Below are 15,253 nucleotides of genomic sequence, written 5' to 3' on the forward strand. Positions count from 1 at the left end.
CTGGCGACCGCCACCAGCGAGACCACCGTCAGGGCGCCGCGGATGATGCCGAACACGGCTCCGAGCAGGCGATCCGTGCCGCTGAGACCGGTGGAGCGCACCAGACGCCCGAGCACCCAGCTCAGCATCGACCCCAGCATCAGGATGGCGATGATCAGGATGAGTGCGGCCACCGCCAGACGCACCGAGGGCAGTTCGATGCCACCCAGAAAGGTCTGGGCGAAGGGCCCGGTGAACTGGAAGGCCGCCCACAGCGCCACCACCCAGATGATGATGGACAGCGCCTCGACCACGAAGCCGCGGATCAGGCTGATGGCAGCCGACAGCGCGATGATGCCGACGATCAGCCAATCCACCCAGATCATGCGTGGAGCCTCATTCGACCGCGCAGTGGAGCCTCAGGGATGGGAAACCACCAGCGCATCGATCTTGAATTTGGCCTTGATCTCGGTCTGGATGCGCTGGGCATTTTCCCGTTTGACTTCCGGCCCTACCCGTACCCGGTGACTGGTCTGTCCACCGGCCAGCTTGATCGGTTCGACAAAGGCGGCATAGCCGGCTCCGCGGAGACGCGTCACCAGTTCATCGGCGCCGTCCTTGCGCGTGAACACGCCGACCTGGACCGCCCAACCGGAGAGATTGGCGGCTGCTGGTGTCGACTGACTCGCATCGGCTGCCGGCAGTTCGATGACGGTGCTGGCCAGGCCGGCAATCTGCCGCTGCGCGCCCAGACGAGCGGCGTCGGCCTCGGTGCGGGTGGCATAAGGCCTGGAGCGCACCCGGTGCAGCGATCGACCGGAGCTGCTCTTCAGGACTTCAATATCTGCCGGAACCCCGGCCTTGGCCAGATCGCGCACCAGCGAATCGGCGTTGCTGCGCTCGGCATAGCTGCCGAACTGGGCCAGGAAACGCCCGCCCTTCGCCGGGGTCGGCATGGTCGCTGACGGTTTCGTCGGCGGCGGCGGCTCGGCGACCGGCGGTTCCGCTGCCGGGGGTTCCGCCGCCACTGTTGCAGGTGTTGGCGCCGGCTTCGGCGGCGCAGGCGCGGCGGGGGTGGGCTCGGCGACCGGCTCGACGCCACCGGCGTCGGGTGCCGGCACTGGCTCGGCCACGGTTTCCGGCGTATCTGCCGCCAGGGTTTCGGGGCTGGGCACTGGCGCGGTCATCGCCGGATCCAGCGGCAAGCGGCGGGTTTCGATCCCCGGCTCGGTACGCGGCGGGATGCTGAGGTCCACCTGCTGCGTGCGCGCCGGATCTTCTGGAGAATCCAGCAGCATGGGCACGAAGATCACCGCCAGCGCAATGATCACAGCGGCGCCTACCAGGCGTTGGCGAAGAGCATCGTCCATAGATATGAGCGGTCGGCTAGCGTGTAGACCCTGAGTATAGGCCGGCCGGCACGAAGCGCGGCCTCCACTCGGGGCAACGTTCAGGCGAGAGCCGAGGCGACGGTGATGAAAGAGCCGAAGATCAGGATGCGGCCACGTTCCGAAGCCATGGTTTCGGCCATGGCCCGCGCCCTGGCCAGGGTATCGACGCTCTCGACCGCGACTGTCGCCGGCAACAGGCTGCGCAGCGCGCGGCTCTGGGCCAGCGGATCTGCGGCTCTGGGTGAGCGCGGGCGCAGGTCGAGCACGATCCAGGCAGCAAAAGCTTGCGCCAGCGGATCTACGATTGCAGCCAGATCCTTGTCGGCCAGTGCCGCGAAGATGGCGACCGTGGGTTTCTGCGGCTGGCCCCGCAGCCAGGCAGCCAGACTGGCGGCCGCCTCGCCGTTGTGGGCCACATCGACCCAGGTCTCGACCGCTGCGGATAGACGCTGCAGGCGCCCGGTCAGCTGGGTCTGGGCAATCCCGCGCGCCGCCGCCTGCGCCGAGAACGGCAGACGCTGGCCGAGCAAGATCCAGGCCCAGACCGCGGCGCAGGCATTGCGGGTCTGGTGCGGCGCCTGCAACAGCGGCGCCGGCAGTTCGATACTGCCGCCATCCGGCAGCGGGCAGCGCCAGTGCTGGCCCTGTACAGGCTCGATCTCGGGCAACACATGAATGGCAGCGCCGATCTGCTTGGCCACCTCGATCACGCTCGCCGGCAGATCCAGCGCCGCGATCACGGCCGGCCGCCCGGCGCGGAAGATATGGGCCTTGTCCCAGCCGATCTGCTCGCGGGTATTGCCGAGGTATTCCTGATGATCGAGGCCGACGCTGGTCAGGATGGCGACATCGGCATCGATCAGATTGACCGCATCCAGACGCCCGCCCAGGCCGACCTCGAGAATGGCTGCATCCAGCCCCGCTTCTGCCAGCAACAGGAAGGCGGCGAGCGTGCCGAATTCGAAATAGCTCAGCGAAATCTCGCCGCGGGCCTGATCGATCCGGGCAAAGGCCTCAACCCAGGCCGCATCGGCGGATTCCTCGTCGCCAATATGCAGGCGCTCGTTGTAGCGCAGTAGGTGAGGCGAGGTATAGCGACCGACCCGGTATCCGGCTTGCTGCAACATGCCCGACAGCAAGGCCACGGTGGAACCCTTGCCGTTGGTGCCACCGACGGTGATGCAGACCGGCGCCGGTCGCGGCGAGCCCAATGCCGCATACACGGCTCCGACGCGATCCAATCCCAGGTCTATGCCGCGCGGATGCAGCCCTTCCAGGTACTTCAGCCACAGCGCCAGAGAGTCGCCGCGGGTGGGCACGGCACTCATGCCCACGCCCTCGCCGCGCACGTGTTCGCCGCCGCGCAACCGGGCTCAGGCACGAGCTTCAGGCGCTGACGCTGCTGCTGACGTTGGCCGGCACCGGCTGGCGCATCAGGATGGCCAGCATCGCGGCCAGACGATCGCGCAGTTCGCGGCGGTCGATGATGGCGTCGATGGCGCCCTTGTCGACCAGGAATTCACTGCGCTGGAAGCCCTCGGGCAGGGTCTCGCGCACGGTCTGCTCGATCACGCGCGGCCCGGCAAAGCCGATCAGGGCCTGCGGCTCCGCCAGATTCATGTCCCCGAGCATGCCGAGGCTGGCCGAGACGCCGCCGGTGGTTGGATGGGTCAGTACCGAGATGAAGGGCACCCCGGCCCGGCGCAGACGCGCCAGCGCGGCTGAAGTCTTGGCCATCTGCATCAGCGAATACAGGCCTTCCTGCATGCGCGCGCCGCCAGTGGCCGAAAAATTGACGAAGGGGGCGCGCTCCTCGAGGGCGCGCTCGGCCGCGCAGGTGAAGCGCTCACCGACCACCGAGCCCATCGAGCCGCCCATGAACCCGAATTCGAAGGCACTGGCGATCAGCGCCCGGCCCTTGAGCAGACCGCGCGCCGACACCAGCGCATCCTTCTCGCCGGTCTGGCGCTGGGCCGCGATCAGGCGATCGCGGTAGCGCTTGGAGTCGCGGAACTTGAGCGCGTCAAATGGCGTCAGGTGGGTGTCGATCTCCATCATGCTGCCAGGATCGAACAGGTTCTCCAGCCGTTTGCGGCCGGAGATGCTCATGTGGTGATTGCACTTGGGGCACACCCGCAGATTGCGCTCCAGTTCCGGCCCGTAGAGCACGGCGGCGCAGGAGGGACATTTCTCCCACAATCCTTCCGGCACGTTGCGCTTGGCAGTGCCCTCGGTGCGGATGCGTGCGGGCATCAGTTTGCTGAGCCAACTCATAGTCAGTTTTCGTCAAGAATGGGCAAGGGAACAGGAGCAAATGCACGACGGGCGGATGGATTCGCCGGGCTACTCCGATGGCGCAGTCTAACGCCGGACGCCAACGACGTCCGCAACGGGCTCAGTCTGGCGCCAGAGCGTGCAGGGCGTCGCGTATCGGCGGCAGGAATCCGGCCAGGCGGCGATCGACGTCTGCGGCATCGACTGCGCCGTTCAATCCTTCGACCAGGGCGCTCCCGATGACCACCGCCTCGGCGTGCGCACCCAGTGCCGCTGCGCTCTGTGCGTCCTTGATGCCGAATCCCACGGCGATGGGAACCTGACTCAAACCGCGCAGCTCTTCCAGGGCCGCCACCGCACTGCCCTGCTCCAGATGGCCGGCGCCGGTGATGCCCTTGAAGGACACGTAGTAGAGAAAACCACTGGCCTTGGCGGCGATGCGCGCGCGTCGCGCCGGCGGCGTGGTCGGGGCCAGCAGGTAGATCTGGCGCAACCCCAGCGACTGCAGGGTACTTTCGTAATCCCCGGATTCCTCGATCGGGCAATCGACCAGCAGCATGCCATCGGCACCGGCACCGGCCGCGGCCTCGGCAAAGCGCGGAAAACCATAACGCTCGATCGGGTTCAGATAGCCCATCAGCACGACCGGCGTGCTGGCATCGTCGGCGCGGAAGGCGCGCACGCTGTCGAGCACATGGCTCAGACCCACATGCTTGGCCAGCGCCCGCTCATTGGCCTGCTGGATCACCGGACCGTCGGCCATCGGATCGGAAAAGGGCATGCCCAGCTCGATCAGATCGGCGCCATGGCGCACCAGTGCATGCATCACCGGCACGGTCAGGGCTGGATCCGGATCGCCAGCGGTCACGAAGGTGATGAGTCCTGGTCGCGCCGCGCTCTTGAGCTCGGCAAAACGCGCGTCGATGCGATTCATGCCTGTACTTCCTTGAACTGATTCAGATGCCGCCGCCGTTTCAAAGACTGATGCCTTCGAGACGGGCGATGGTGTTGACGTCCTTGTCACCGCGACCGGACAGGTTGACCAGCACGTGCTGATCGCGCGGCAGGGTGGCGGCCAGCTTGACGCCGTAGGCCACCGCATGGGCGCTTTCGAGGGCGGCAAGAATACCCTCGGTCTTCGCCAGTTGGTGGAAAGCGGCCAGGGCTTCATCGTCGGTGATGCCGACGTAGTTGGCGCGACCACTGTCCTTCAACCAGGCGTGCTCAGGACCAACGCCGGGATAGTCGAGACCGGCCGATACCGAGTGCGTTTCGATGATCTGGCCGTCGCCATCGGCAATCAGATAGGTGCGGTTGCCGTGCAGCACGCCGGGCACGCCGGCCGACAGCGAGGCCGCATGCTTGCCAGTGGCGATGCCCTCGCCCGCCGCTTCGACGCCGTAGATGGCAACGGCATCGTCGCCGAGGAAGGGATGGAACAGGCCGATGGCATTGGAACCACCACCTACACAGGCCACCAGCGCTTCGGGCAGCTTGCCGTATTCCTCGAGCATCTGGCGACGCGCTTCCTGGCCGACGATGGCGTTGAAATCGCGCACCATCTTCGGATAGGGATGCGGCCCGGCCACGGTGCCGATCATGTAGAAGGTGTGATCGACATGGGTCACCCAGTCGCGCAGGGCTTCGTTGAGCGCGTCCTTGAGGGTGCGCGAACCCGATTCCACCGGCACCACGGTAGCGCCCAGCAGTTTCATGCGGAACACGTTGATGGCCTGGCGCTCGATATCGACCGCGCCCATGTAGACCACGCATTCCAGACCCAGCCGTGCGGCAATGGTGGCGCTGGCCACGCCATGCTGACCGGCGCCGGTCTCGGCAATGATGCGGCGCTTGCCCATGCGTTTGGCCAACAGACCCTGACCCACGGTGTTGTTGATCTTGTGGGCGCCGGTGTGATTCAGATCCTCGCGTTTCAGCAGGATCTGGGCACCGCCGACTTCGCGGCTGAGGCGCTCGGCGTGATAGATAGGCGTGGGCCGACCGACGTAATACTTGCGATCGCGTTCAAGTTCGGCGATGAATTCGGGATCGACCCGATAGCGCTCGTAGGCTGCCGCCAGTTCAGCCAGCGGCTCCATCAGAGTCTCGGCGACAAAACTCCCGCCATACGGTCCGAAGTGCCCGCGGGCATCGGGAAAGCTGGCGTAGTCGACGCGTTCAGTCGCGCCCTTGATCTCGGCTTGCACGATCCACCTCATTCATGAATTGCTGCATGCGACGCGGGCATTTGATGCCCGGCGCCGATTCGATTCCACTGGATACATCGACCGCGTATGGGCGAACCTGGCGGATGGCTTGCGCCACATTGTCCGGTCCCAGGCCACCGGCCAGAATGATCCTCGGCGCCAGACGCGCCGGAATTTCTGACCAGTCAAAGCGCATTCCGGTGCCGCCCTGCTCACCACTGCGATGCGCGTCCAGCAGCACACCACGAGCCCGAGCATAGCGTTCGGCCGCGTATTCGACGTCAAGACCATCACCCATCGCCAGCGCTTTGACATGGGAACGCCGGAAACTGTCGCAAAACTCCGGCGTTTCGGCGCCGTGGAACTGCAGCAGATCGATCGGCACAGCGGCCAGGGTCGCCTTGACCGTGTCGGCGTCGGCATCCATGAACAAGCCGACGATCTGGATCAGCGGCGGGATGACGCTGCAGATCTCGGCCGCGGTCTGAGTACTGACCCAGCGTGGACTCCTGGGCACAAACACCAGACCGATCGCATCCACGCCCAGATCGGCGGCGTAGCGGGCGTCTTCGGCGCGGGTAATGCCGCAGAATTTGACACGCGCCCGGTAGCTCAAAGCGTGTGCTCCGCCGGCAAGGCAAATTCGGCCGGATAGCGCGCCGCCATGAAGGTCAGCGCATGCGCGGCCGCAGTGGGGCCGGCCTTGCTGCGATCGCGCGCGGCCAGCACCTCGGAGATCCACTGCACCGGGCGTTCGCCGCGAGCCACCTTGAGCAGACTACCGACGAAATTGCGAATCATGTGGTGCAGGAAGGCATTGGCTTCGAAATACAGGTCCAGATGCTCGCCCGCTTCGACCAGGCTGATCTGGTAAACCTCGCGCACCGGTGATTTCGACTGGCAGGCGAGCGTGCGGAAGCTGGTGAAATCGTGCTTGCCGACCAGAGCCTGCGCCGCCAGGCGCATGGCTTCGATGTTCAGTTCCTCGCGCGCCCAGAGCACATAGCGCGCCTCCAGCGCCGGACGCGTGGCCCTGCGCAGGATTCGATAGCGGTAGCTGCGCCGGCGCGCCGAATAGCGGGCATGGAAGGACTCGGACACCGGTTGGGCCCAGCGCACAGCGACGCTGTCGGGCAGGCGCGAGTTGCAGCCCATGATCCAGGCGCGCTCCGCGCGCTCGGCGCTACAGTCAAAATGGACCACCTGTCCCAGCGCATGCACGCCGGTGTCGGTACGACCGGCACAAAACACGGTCACCGGTTCGGCGGCGACAAAGGCCAGCGCCCGCTCCAGGGTCGATTGCACCGTGGGCTCCTGCGGCTGAACCTGCCAACCGAGGAAATCACTGCCATCGTATTCGACACCGAGTGCGTAGCGAGGCATTGCCGAGTGCGGGTCCCTGGAGCCAGAAAATCGAAGGGCCGGTTTCCCGGCCCCTCGAAGCGTGCAGCTTAGTCTAGCGCAATGCTCAGCGCAGGCCGTCCAGCAACTTGCGAGCTTCGTCCTTCTGCTCGGTGTTGCCCTCGCCGATCACCTCTTCCAGCATGCTGCGGGCACCGTCCGGGTCGCCCATATCCATGTAGGCGCGCGCCAGATCGAGCTTGGTGGCGACCGCATCGTCGCCAAACACGCCCAGGTCGCCCAGTTCGTCGTCCACATTGGGCGCCGGGCTGCCGGCCTCCAGCGAAGCGCGATCCAGTTCCGGCTCAGCCATGTTGGCGAAATCGATGTCCGGAAGGTCCAGAGACAATTCCTCCCTTGTCGCTGCCACCGGCTCAACCGGCGCCGGCTCTGGCTGCGGCTCTGGCTCCGGCATCTCGGTAGCCGGCACGTCCAGATCGAAATCGAAGCTCAGCTCTTCTCCAGCGGAAGACGGGCTGGCGGCGACCTGTGGTGGTTCGGGCTGCGGCTCGGGTTCGGAGACCGGTGCAGCGACCGGTGCAATGGCTTCGGTCGGCGAGTCGAGATCGAAGTCGAAGTCGAAATTCGATTCTGCTGCCTGCAGAGGAGCCGCAGGCATGCCCGGGTCGACGGTCGGTTCGCGGTCTTCGAAAGCGGAGATATCCAGTCCGCTGTCCATCGGCTCGGACGGTGAATGCTCCGGCTCGTCGAAGTTGACCTCGTCTGGGAAGTCATCCTGCGGGGCGAACATGGCGTGGCCCGGCAGAATGGTTGCGCCCAGCGCAACGGCCTGACGCCATTCGGGCTGGTCTTCGCTCGCAATCTGGGCGCGCATGGCACGTGCCGCAGTCTCGAACTCTGCCGCATTCTGGCGCCCGTGATAGAGCTCGAGCAGCGCCAGACGAGCTCGCAGATCGCCGGGATTCATGGCGATCTGGTCGAGCAGTGCCTCCTCTTCGGCATCACCATCGTCAGCCGCAGGCTGCGGTGCGTGGTCGGCCGGGAAGAAACCGCCGTGATCGTCGTCGTCCGCGGCGAAGTCACTGCTCTCCGCCTCCGGCTTGCGACGGAAGCGGGCAAACAGCAGACCAAGCAAGGCCAGCAGGGCCGCGCCTACGCCGCCGAGCACCCAGGGATTACCGAGCAAGCCGCCGTCTGCAGGCGCAGGCTCGGGCACCGGCTCCGGCTTGACCGGCTCGGGTTCTGCAACAGGCTGAGTGACGGCTGTGCTGTCTACCGGCTCTGCGGGTGACGGCTCGACCGGCGTGGCATCAACCGGCGGCTCGGGGACCATGTCTGTCGGCTCGGTCACGTCCGTTGGCGGCTCAGCAGGTTCTGTGGGCTCAGCCGGCTCAGCCGAGGTGTCTACCGGAGGCGTGGCGTCTTCGGGCTTCCAGATATCCGGCGTTGGCTTGGGCTCTTCCGTGCCAGCGGTGTCGACTGCCGCCACCGGAGCCGCGGCAGCCTGGGCTTCGAGTTCGCGGATGCGTTTCTCAAGCTCGGCGGCGCGGGTCTGCAGCGACTTCAATTCGTCGTTGCGCAGCGACAGCACCTTGTCCTGATCGGTCTTGATCTTCTCCAGATCAGTCACGCGCGAGCGCAGTTCGCTGACTTCCTGACGCGAACTGACCAGATCTTCCTGAGAGCGTGCCAGGTCACCGCGGAGGTTCTTGATCACCTCGTCGCTGCGATCGAGACCCCCGGATCCGGGACGATCGGCAGCGCCCTGTGCATCACCGGCGCGTGGTGGCAGCAATTCCAGGCGCGAACCACCCGAACCACCGCTGGCCGGCGGCGTACGCAGGCTCTCGCTGGCGCCGGCATCGGCAAGCCGGGTCGGAGTCGCCGATTGGGCGCTCTGATATCCGCGCCAAAGTTCATTCTGGTTGCGGACTGCCGCGGATGCCTCGCTCGCGGCGATCGAATTGACTTCGCTGCCACTCGGGATGCGCAGAATCGCACCGCGCTTGAGCGCGTTGATATTTTCTTCGTAGAAAGCGTCCGGATTCATCCGCAACAGCGCGATCATGAAGCGATTCATGTCGCTGACGCCGTCCGGACGGGTCGCCTGGGCGATTTCCCACAGCGTCTCGCCCTGGTTGACTGGCCCGTATTCGCCTGGCGTCGGCGCAGCAGGTTGCGCCGCCACTGGCGCGGGAGCCGGAGCCGGAGACGTGGCTGGTTTCGGAGCGGCGACAGGAGCAACCGGTTTGGCCGCGGCGGCCGGTGCTGCCGGTGCCTGCTGCACCGGGGTCACCGGCTTGGTGTCGCGCACGGGAGCAGTGGCCACTTGCGGGTTGCCCCGGGATGGCGCGCTCACGGGCGGATCCAGCAGAACTGTGTACTCGCGCAGCAAGCGGCCCTTGGACCAGTTGACCTCGAGCAGGAAATTCAGGAAGGGCTCGCGTACCGGCACTGCCGAGGTGACCTTGATCACGGCCTGGCCGTTGCTGGCCTTGCCTACGGCGAAGCTGAGCGGCATGTCCATGCGGGCGCGATCGATGCCCACCCGGGCGAAATCTTCGGCGCTGGCTAGTGCCACCGCAAGCCCATCGGCTTCCCCGGGGGCAGCCTGGATCACCTGGATCTCGGCATTGAGAGGCTCATTGAGCCCGGATTTCACTTCAATCCCGCCCAGGCCCAGCGCGTGTGCTAGCGATGGGATGGCGAGAATGCTGCTGGCCAGAAGTGTCTTGCGCGGTCCTTTCATGGAGCTCCCCCGAGGGCAGTGCGGCTTCTATTGGTGGCCGCGTATTAGGTCATTAAACTCGAAACGACCTTATGAGGCGAACGTAACTATAGATCACATGTAGGATTTTACCAATAGTTCTGCGATCTGAACTGCGTTCAGGGCCGCACCTTTACGAATGTTGTCGGAGACGATCCACAGGTTCAGACCTCTGGGGTGACTGATGTCCTCGCGAATTCGCCCCACAAACACCGGATCCTGGCCTGCAGCGTGGGTCACCGGGGTCGGATAACCGCCGGCCCGGGCTTCATCCACTACTACCACGCCCGGGGCATCTTCGAGCAACTCGCGAGCCCGCTGAACTGTGATTTTTTCCCGTGTTTCCAGGTGCACGGCCTCACTATGGCCGTAGAACACGGGCACCCGGACGGCGGTCGGATTCACCATGATGGTGGGGTCCTCCAGAATTTTCTGGGTCTCCCATACCATTTTCATTTCTTCCTTGGTGTAACCGTTGTCGGTGAACACGTCGATCTGGGGGATCAGGTTGAAGGCAATCTGGACCGGGAATTTCTTCGGCTCGATGGCCTGGAAGTTGAGCAGGCTGGCGGTCTGCCGGCCGAGTTCCTCCATGCCGGTCTGGCCGGCGCCGCTGACCGACTGATAGGTGGCGACGTTGATGCGGACGATACCGGCAGCACGATGCAGCGGCGCCAGGGCGACCAGCATCTGCATCGTCGAACAGTTCGGATTGGCGATGATGCCGCGCTTGCGATAGCCCGCAATGGCGTGCGGGTTGACTTCGCTGACCACGAGCGGAATGTCGGCGTCGTAGCGAAACTCGCTGGTGTTGTCGACCACGATCGCGCCCGCGGCCACGGCGCGCGGCGCATGCACGCGGGAGACGCTGCCACCGGCCGAGAACAGGGCGATGGCCACGTCCTTGAAGTCGTAGCTGTCCAGATCCTGGACCTTCAGCGACTGCTCGCCGAACTTCACCCGCGAGCCGGCCGAACGGGCGCTGGCCAGAGCCACCACCTCGGAAGCCGGAAAATCGCGTTCTGCCAGAATCTCCAGCATGGTGGTTCCGACCGCGCCGGTGGCGCCGACGACGGCAATCTTGAATCGCTCTGCGGTGTTGTTGCTCATGTAGGGCTCAGTGGGTTTCTGGATTGAATGGATCGGCTGCGATTCGGGGATGCTGCGGCGGCACCCCGCCGCACTGGGCGCGATGGCGCAACACATGGTCCATCAGCACCAGCGCCAGCATGGCCTCCATGATCGGCACCGCGCGTATGCCCACGCAGGGATCGTGGCGGCCACGCGTGACCAGTTCGCTGGCCTCGCCGGCGGTGTTCAGGGTCTGGCCGGGCACCAGAATGCTGGAGGTCGGCTTGATGGCGGCATGCGCCAGGATGTTCTGGCCGCTGGAGATGCCGCCGAGGATGCCGCCGGCGCGGTTCGAGCGGAAACCTTCGGCGCTCAGTTCATCGCGATGCTCGCTGCCGCGCTGGCCGCACACGGCGACGCCATCACCGATCTCGACGGCCTTGACCGCGTTGATGCTCATCAGTGCCATGGCGATATCGGAATCGAGCTTGCCGTAAATCGGCTCGCCCAGGCCCACCGGCACGTTCTCGGCGATCACGCTCAGGCGCGCCCCGACCGAATCACCGGATTTGCGCAAGCCATCGAGATAGGCCTCGATTTCAGGCAGTTGCGCAGGATCCGGCCAGAACAGCGGATTGTCCTCGACGCTGCTGCGCTCGATGCGCTGCGGCACATAGGGACCGATGCCGCTCATCCAGGCCTGGATGGCGATGCCGTGCTGCTCGGCCAGATAGCGTTTGGCGATCACCGCGGCTGCCACCCGCATGGTGGTTTCCCGGGCCGAGGAACGGCCGCCGCCGCGCGGATCGCGGATGCCGTACTTGTGCCAGTAGGTGTAATCGGCATGACCGGGTCGGAAACTCAGCGCGATGTCGCCGTAGTCCTTGGAGCGGGCGTCGGTGTTGCGGATCAGCAGTGCGATCGGAGTGCCGGTGCTGCGGCCCTGATAGACCCCGGACAGGATTTCCACTTCGTCGCTTTCCCGGCGCTGACTGGTGAAACGCGAGCGCCCGGTGGCGCGCCGATCCAGATCGTGCCTGAAGTCCTCGGCCTCGATGGCGATGCCCGGCGGGCAGCCGTCAATCACGCAACCGATGGCCGGACCGTGACTCTCGCCGAAGGTGGTGACGCAAAACGAGCGTCCGAAGGTGTTCGCCGCACTCATTCGGAGCTTCCTGTCGAACGCTGCGCCAGTGCCTGCGCGAACTGATCGGCACACTGCACCAGCGTTGCCCGATCCAGTACCGCCACCCCGGAACCGCCGCGCTCGAAGTCCACCCAGGTGAAGGGCACATCGGGCAACGCCTCGATCAGGGCCGGCTCGGAAGCGCCGACCTCCAGTACCAGTACGCCGTGCGGCTCAAGGTGCTCGGCTGCTGCGGCCAGAATCTGCAGCGGCAGATCCAGGCCATCGCGACCCGATACCAGTGCCAGACGCGGTTCATGGCTGAATTCGCCGGGCAAGGCCGCATATTCATCAATGCCGACATAGGGCGGGTTGCTGACGATCAGATCGTAGCGACGCCCGGCAAGTGCCGCAAAGGCATCGGATTCGATGACTTCGACGCGCTCGCTGACGCCATGATCGGCCGCATTTTCGGCAGCCAAAGCCAGCGCCGAGGCTGAAATATCCACCAGATCCACGTGCGCATCGGGCAGATGCACCGCCGTGGCGATGCCGATGCAGCCGCTGCCGCAGCACAGATCCAGCGCCCGCTCGATCGCGGCGCCGCCCATCCACGGCTCAAAACCGCGTTCGATCAACTCGGCGATGGGCGAGCGCGGGATCAGCACCTCGGGACTGACCCTGAAGGACATCCCGGCAAACCAGGCTTCGCCGGTCAGATAGGCCACCGGCACTCGCTCATCGACGCGGCGTGCGATCAGACCCAGCACGGCAGCCCGCTCTTCCGGCAGCAGTGTGGCCGCGGCATAGGCCGGCGGCAGATCGTGCGGCAGATGCAGGCTGGTCAACACCAGATAGCTGGCCTCATCCAGGGCATTGTCGAAGCCCTGGCTGAAACTGAGCCCGGCCTCATTGAATCGGCTGGTCGCGTAGCGAATGAAGTCGCAAACGCTGCTGAGTACCTCGGTCAAGTCTGATCCCCACATCTGGTGCAAACCCTGCGATGTTCGCACCGATTGGCCCGAGAAGGCACTCCTGGCTTAACCCGGGTTGCACATGCCCTCAGCATGCCCTGCCTATACTGCGGCCATGCCATTCCCATCCCCGCCCGCGGGCAGCCACGGCAGCGCGGCCCGCTGCGTCGGGCGCAAGCGGTGACAAGGCCAATCTGGAGAACTCCGTCGATGAGCGTCATGCAGCATCTGGAACGCAAGCTGCCCTGGATCATAGTGGCGCTGGCCGCGATCGCCGGCATTGCCGGTTTTGTCGCCAGCAAGCAGATGTTTGACGGCCGCGAACCGGCGCCGGAAGCGGTGTTGCAACTGCAGGGTTCTCTGCTTTATCCGCAACCCAAGCCACTACCCGAGTTCATGCTGGAGAGCGCCGATGGCCGCAGCCTCTCGAACAAGGACTGGCAGGGTCGCTGGCGACTGGTGTTCTTCGGCTTCACCCATTGCCCGGACGTCTGCCCGACCACGCTGGCCACCACCAAGGCGGCGCTGGCGAAGCTCAAGAGCGAACGCCCTGACGCCGATATCGCCGTCAGCTTCGTGTCCATCGATCCCGAGCGCGACCTGCCGCAGCAACTGGCTGCCTATGTCGCCTTCTTCGACCCCGCTTTCGAGGCCGCCACCGGCAGCCAGGAACAACTGCTGGCGCTGACCCGGGCGGTGGGCGTGATCTACGCCAAGGTCGCTACCGGCAGTGGTCCGCAGGACTACACCATGGACCACAGCGCCTCGCTGCTGATTGTCGACCCGCAAGCCCGGCTGGTCGGGCTGATGCGCCCACCGCACCAGGCCGAAGTGATGGCCGCGGACCTCGCCACGCTGATTGATCGCCAGGAGCACTGAGATGGGATTGCAAAGGGATCTGGGCGTCGCCCTGCAGCTGATGCTGCCGCATCAATTCCTGTCCAGGATTGTCTATTACCTGATGCGCTGGACCTGGGGTCCGTGGAAGCGGCTGCTGATCAAGACCCTGAGTCGCGCTTACAACATCGATCTGGCGGACGCGCTGGAACCCGATCCGGAGGCCTACGCCAGCTTCAATGACTTCTTCACCCGGGCGCTGCGGCCAGAAGCCCGACCGATAGCGTCCGAGGGCGGAGCACTGGTGTCACCCGCCGACGGCCGCATCTCGCAGATCGGGCGCATCCGCGACGGCCGCATCGTCCAGGCCAAGGGCATGGACTACACCGTCAGCGAACTGCTCGGCGGGCGCGAGGATGAGGCCGCGCGCTTTGAAGGCGGCGGTTTTGCCACGATCTATCTGTCGCCTCGCGATTACCACCGCGTGCACGTGCCCTACGGCGGTCGCTTGCGCCGGGCCATCCACGTTCCCGGACGTCTGTTCAGCGTAGCCCCGTGGACCACCGAATCGATCCCCCGGTTGTTTGCGCGCAATGAGCGCCTGGCGCTGCTGCTGGATACCGACCAGGGCCCGATGGCGGTGATCCTGGTCGGAGCCATCTTCGTCTCCAGCATCGAGACCACTTTCGACGGCGAGGTCACGCCGCCCTATGCCGATCAGGTGCGGGTCCAGGACTACCCCGAAGATCAGGCCCCGGCATTCGCGGTCGGCGCCGAAATCGGCCGCTTCAACATGGGTTCGACCGTGATCGTGCTGAGCGCTGCCGCCTTTCCCGACTGGGACGCCGCCTTGAGTGCAGACATGCCGGTGCGGATGGGGCAGCGGCTATCGGCAGCCGTCGGCGCCACGTTCGGCGAGATCACGGCGTAGTGCTGGCCCCCCACATGGCCTGCTCCCGTGGTCGGTTAACGGCACTGGGGTTTGCCCTGCGCCTGCTCGTGCACGCCATTGATCACATGGCAGAGTCCTCAGCCTGGAATTCGGCCCTCGGCAGTCCGATCAACGTTACAATCTGCTCCAACCCTGGCCCAAGCCCTGCTCAAGGAGCCTGACACATGAATTGCTCACAAGAAATCAGGCCATCGCGGATCGCAAGCGCAGCAGTCCGACTGCTCTGCGGCATTGCCCTGATTGCCACTCTTCCCCCCTTGCACGCCCAGACACGCGGAATCTCCCCGCCGACGCTGAGCTACATCCCCGCCCC

The 15,253-nt window shown here is 65.4% G+C and carries 14 protein-coding genes; 2 read left to right on the forward strand and 12 right to left on the reverse strand.

Annotated features, from left to right (window positions below; translation table 11 throughout):
• The 12 genes from H7A19_13730 to prmB all read right to left on the reverse strand — a co-directional run.
• Nucleotides 1-365 (reverse strand): CvpA family protein (locus H7A19_13730; GenBank protein MCP5475888.1); only part of this gene is annotated, 365 nt, incomplete at its 3' end.
• A gap of 33 nt (nt 366-398) precedes the next feature.
• Nucleotides 399-1,349 carry an SPOR domain-containing protein gene (locus tag H7A19_13735; GenBank protein ID MCP5475889.1) on the reverse strand — a complete coding sequence of 317 codons (951 nt, stop codon included), beginning with the start codon at nt 1,347-1,349 and terminating at the stop codon, nt 399-401.
• A gap of 80 nt (nt 1,350-1,429) precedes the next feature.
• Complete coding sequence (locus H7A19_13740; GenBank protein ID MCP5475890.1) at nt 1,430-2,698, reverse strand: bifunctional folylpolyglutamate synthase/dihydrofolate synthase; 1,269 nt, start codon at nt 2,696-2,698, stop codon at nt 1,430-1,432.
• Nucleotides 2,699-2,756: 58 nt separating this feature from the next.
• Nucleotides 2,757-3,644, reverse strand: coding sequence for an acetyl-CoA carboxylase carboxyltransferase subunit beta (locus H7A19_13745; GenBank protein ID MCP5475891.1), 888 nt, complete (start codon nt 3,642-3,644; stop codon nt 2,757-2,759).
• A gap of 121 nt (nt 3,645-3,765) precedes the next feature.
• A complete protein-coding gene (locus H7A19_13750; protein ID MCP5475892.1) occupies nt 3,766-4,578 on the reverse strand; it encodes a tryptophan synthase subunit alpha in 813 nt (270 codons plus the stop codon).
• Between the two features lie 40 nt (nt 4,579-4,618).
• Nucleotides 4,619-5,863 carry a tryptophan synthase subunit beta gene (trpB, locus tag H7A19_13755; GenBank protein MCP5475893.1) on the reverse strand — a complete coding sequence of 415 codons (1,245 nt, stop codon included), beginning with the start codon at nt 5,861-5,863 and terminating at the stop codon, nt 4,619-4,621.
• Nucleotides 5,823-6,467, reverse strand: coding sequence for a phosphoribosylanthranilate isomerase (locus H7A19_13760; protein ID MCP5475894.1), 645 nt, complete (start codon nt 6,465-6,467; stop codon nt 5,823-5,825). Before H7A19_13760 ends, trpB begins: the two co-directional genes overlap by 41 nt.
• On the reverse strand, nt 6,464-7,234 hold the full coding sequence (gene truA, locus H7A19_13765; GenBank protein MCP5475895.1) for a tRNA pseudouridine(38-40) synthase TruA: 771 nt from the start codon (nt 7,232-7,234) through the stop codon (nt 6,464-6,466). The genes H7A19_13760 and truA overlap by 4 nt, the downstream gene beginning before the upstream one ends.
• An 85-nt stretch (nt 7,235-7,319) precedes the next feature.
• On the reverse strand, nt 7,320-9,962 hold the full coding sequence (locus tag H7A19_13770; protein ID MCP5475896.1) for a hypothetical protein: 2,643 nt from the start codon (nt 9,960-9,962) through the stop codon (nt 7,320-7,322).
• 93 nt (nt 9,963-10,055) lie between these two features.
• Entirely contained in the window at nt 10,056-11,090 is a 1,035-nt protein-coding gene (locus H7A19_13775) for an aspartate-semialdehyde dehydrogenase (GenBank protein ID MCP5475897.1), read from the reverse strand.
• A gap of 7 nt (nt 11,091-11,097) precedes the next feature.
• The gene (aroC, locus tag H7A19_13780) at nt 11,098-12,216 is read right to left on the reverse strand and encodes a chorismate synthase (GenBank protein ID MCP5475898.1); all 1,119 of its coding nucleotides are present in this window, start codon (nt 12,214-12,216) and stop codon (nt 11,098-11,100) included.
• Nucleotides 12,213-13,163, reverse strand: a complete 951-nt coding sequence (gene prmB, locus H7A19_13785) for a 50S ribosomal protein L3 N(5)-glutamine methyltransferase (GenBank protein ID MCP5475899.1) — start codon at nt 13,161-13,163, stop codon at nt 12,213-12,215. Before prmB ends, aroC begins: the two co-directional genes overlap by 4 nt.
• Nucleotides 13,164-13,361: 198 nt before the next feature.
• On the opposite strand from prmB, the gene H7A19_13790 reads away from it, so the two are divergent.
• Nucleotides 13,362-14,030 (forward strand): SCO family protein, encoded by a 669-nt coding sequence (locus H7A19_13790; protein MCP5475900.1) that lies wholly within the window; start codon nt 13,362-13,364, stop codon nt 14,028-14,030.
• 1 nt (nt 14,031) lies between these two features.
• Nucleotides 14,032-14,919, forward strand: coding sequence for a phosphatidylserine decarboxylase (psd, locus tag H7A19_13795; protein MCP5475901.1), 888 nt, complete (start codon nt 14,032-14,034; stop codon nt 14,917-14,919).
• The last annotated feature ends 334 nt before the right edge of the window (nt 14,920-15,253 follow it).

It is taken from the genome of Rhodanobacteraceae bacterium (genome assembly GCA_024234055.1).
In the GTDB taxonomy this organism is placed as follows: domain Bacteria; phylum Pseudomonadota; class Gammaproteobacteria; order Xanthomonadales; family SZUA-5; genus JADKFD01.

Bases quoted from the DNA above. Each gene is read 5' to 3' on its own strand.
- truA (MCP5475895.1), bottom strand. From the start codon at position 7,234: ATGCCTCGCTACGCACTCGGTGTCGAATACGATGGCAGTGATTTCCTC.
- H7A19_13775 (MCP5475897.1), bottom strand. From the start codon at position 11,090: ATGAGCAACAACACCGCAGAGCGATTCAAGATTGCCGTCGTCGGCGCC.
- H7A19_13770 (MCP5475896.1), bottom strand. From the start codon at position 9,962: ATGAAAGGACCGCGCAAGACACTTCTGGCCAGCAGCATTCTCGCCATC.
- aroC (MCP5475898.1), bottom strand. From the start codon at position 12,216: ATGAGTGCGGCGAACACCTTCGGACGCTCGTTTTGCGTCACCACCTTC.
- psd (MCP5475901.1), top strand. From the start codon at position 14,032: ATGGGATTGCAAAGGGATCTGGGCGTCGCCCTGCAGCTGATGCTGCCG.
- H7A19_13735 (MCP5475889.1), bottom strand. From the start codon at position 1,349: ATGGACGATGCTCTTCGCCAACGCCTGGTAGGCGCCGCTGTGATCATT.
- H7A19_13750 (MCP5475892.1), bottom strand. From the start codon at position 4,578: ATGAATCGCATCGACGCGCGTTTTGCCGAGCTCAAGAGCGCGGCGCGA.
- H7A19_13740 (MCP5475890.1), bottom strand. From the start codon at position 2,698: ATGAGTGCCGTGCCCACCCGCGGCGACTCTCTGGCGCTGTGGCTGAAG.
- H7A19_13790 (MCP5475900.1), top strand. From the start codon at position 13,362: ATGAGCGTCATGCAGCATCTGGAACGCAAGCTGCCCTGGATCATAGTG.
- prmB (MCP5475899.1), bottom strand. From the start codon at position 13,163: ATGTGGGGATCAGACTTGACCGAGGTACTCAGCAGCGTTTGCGACTTC.
- H7A19_13745 (MCP5475891.1), bottom strand. From the start codon at position 3,644: ATGAGTTGGCTCAGCAAACTGATGCCCGCACGCATCCGCACCGAGGGC.
- trpB (MCP5475893.1), bottom strand. From the start codon at position 5,863: ATGAGGTGGATCGTGCAAGCCGAGATCAAGGGCGCGACTGAACGCGTC.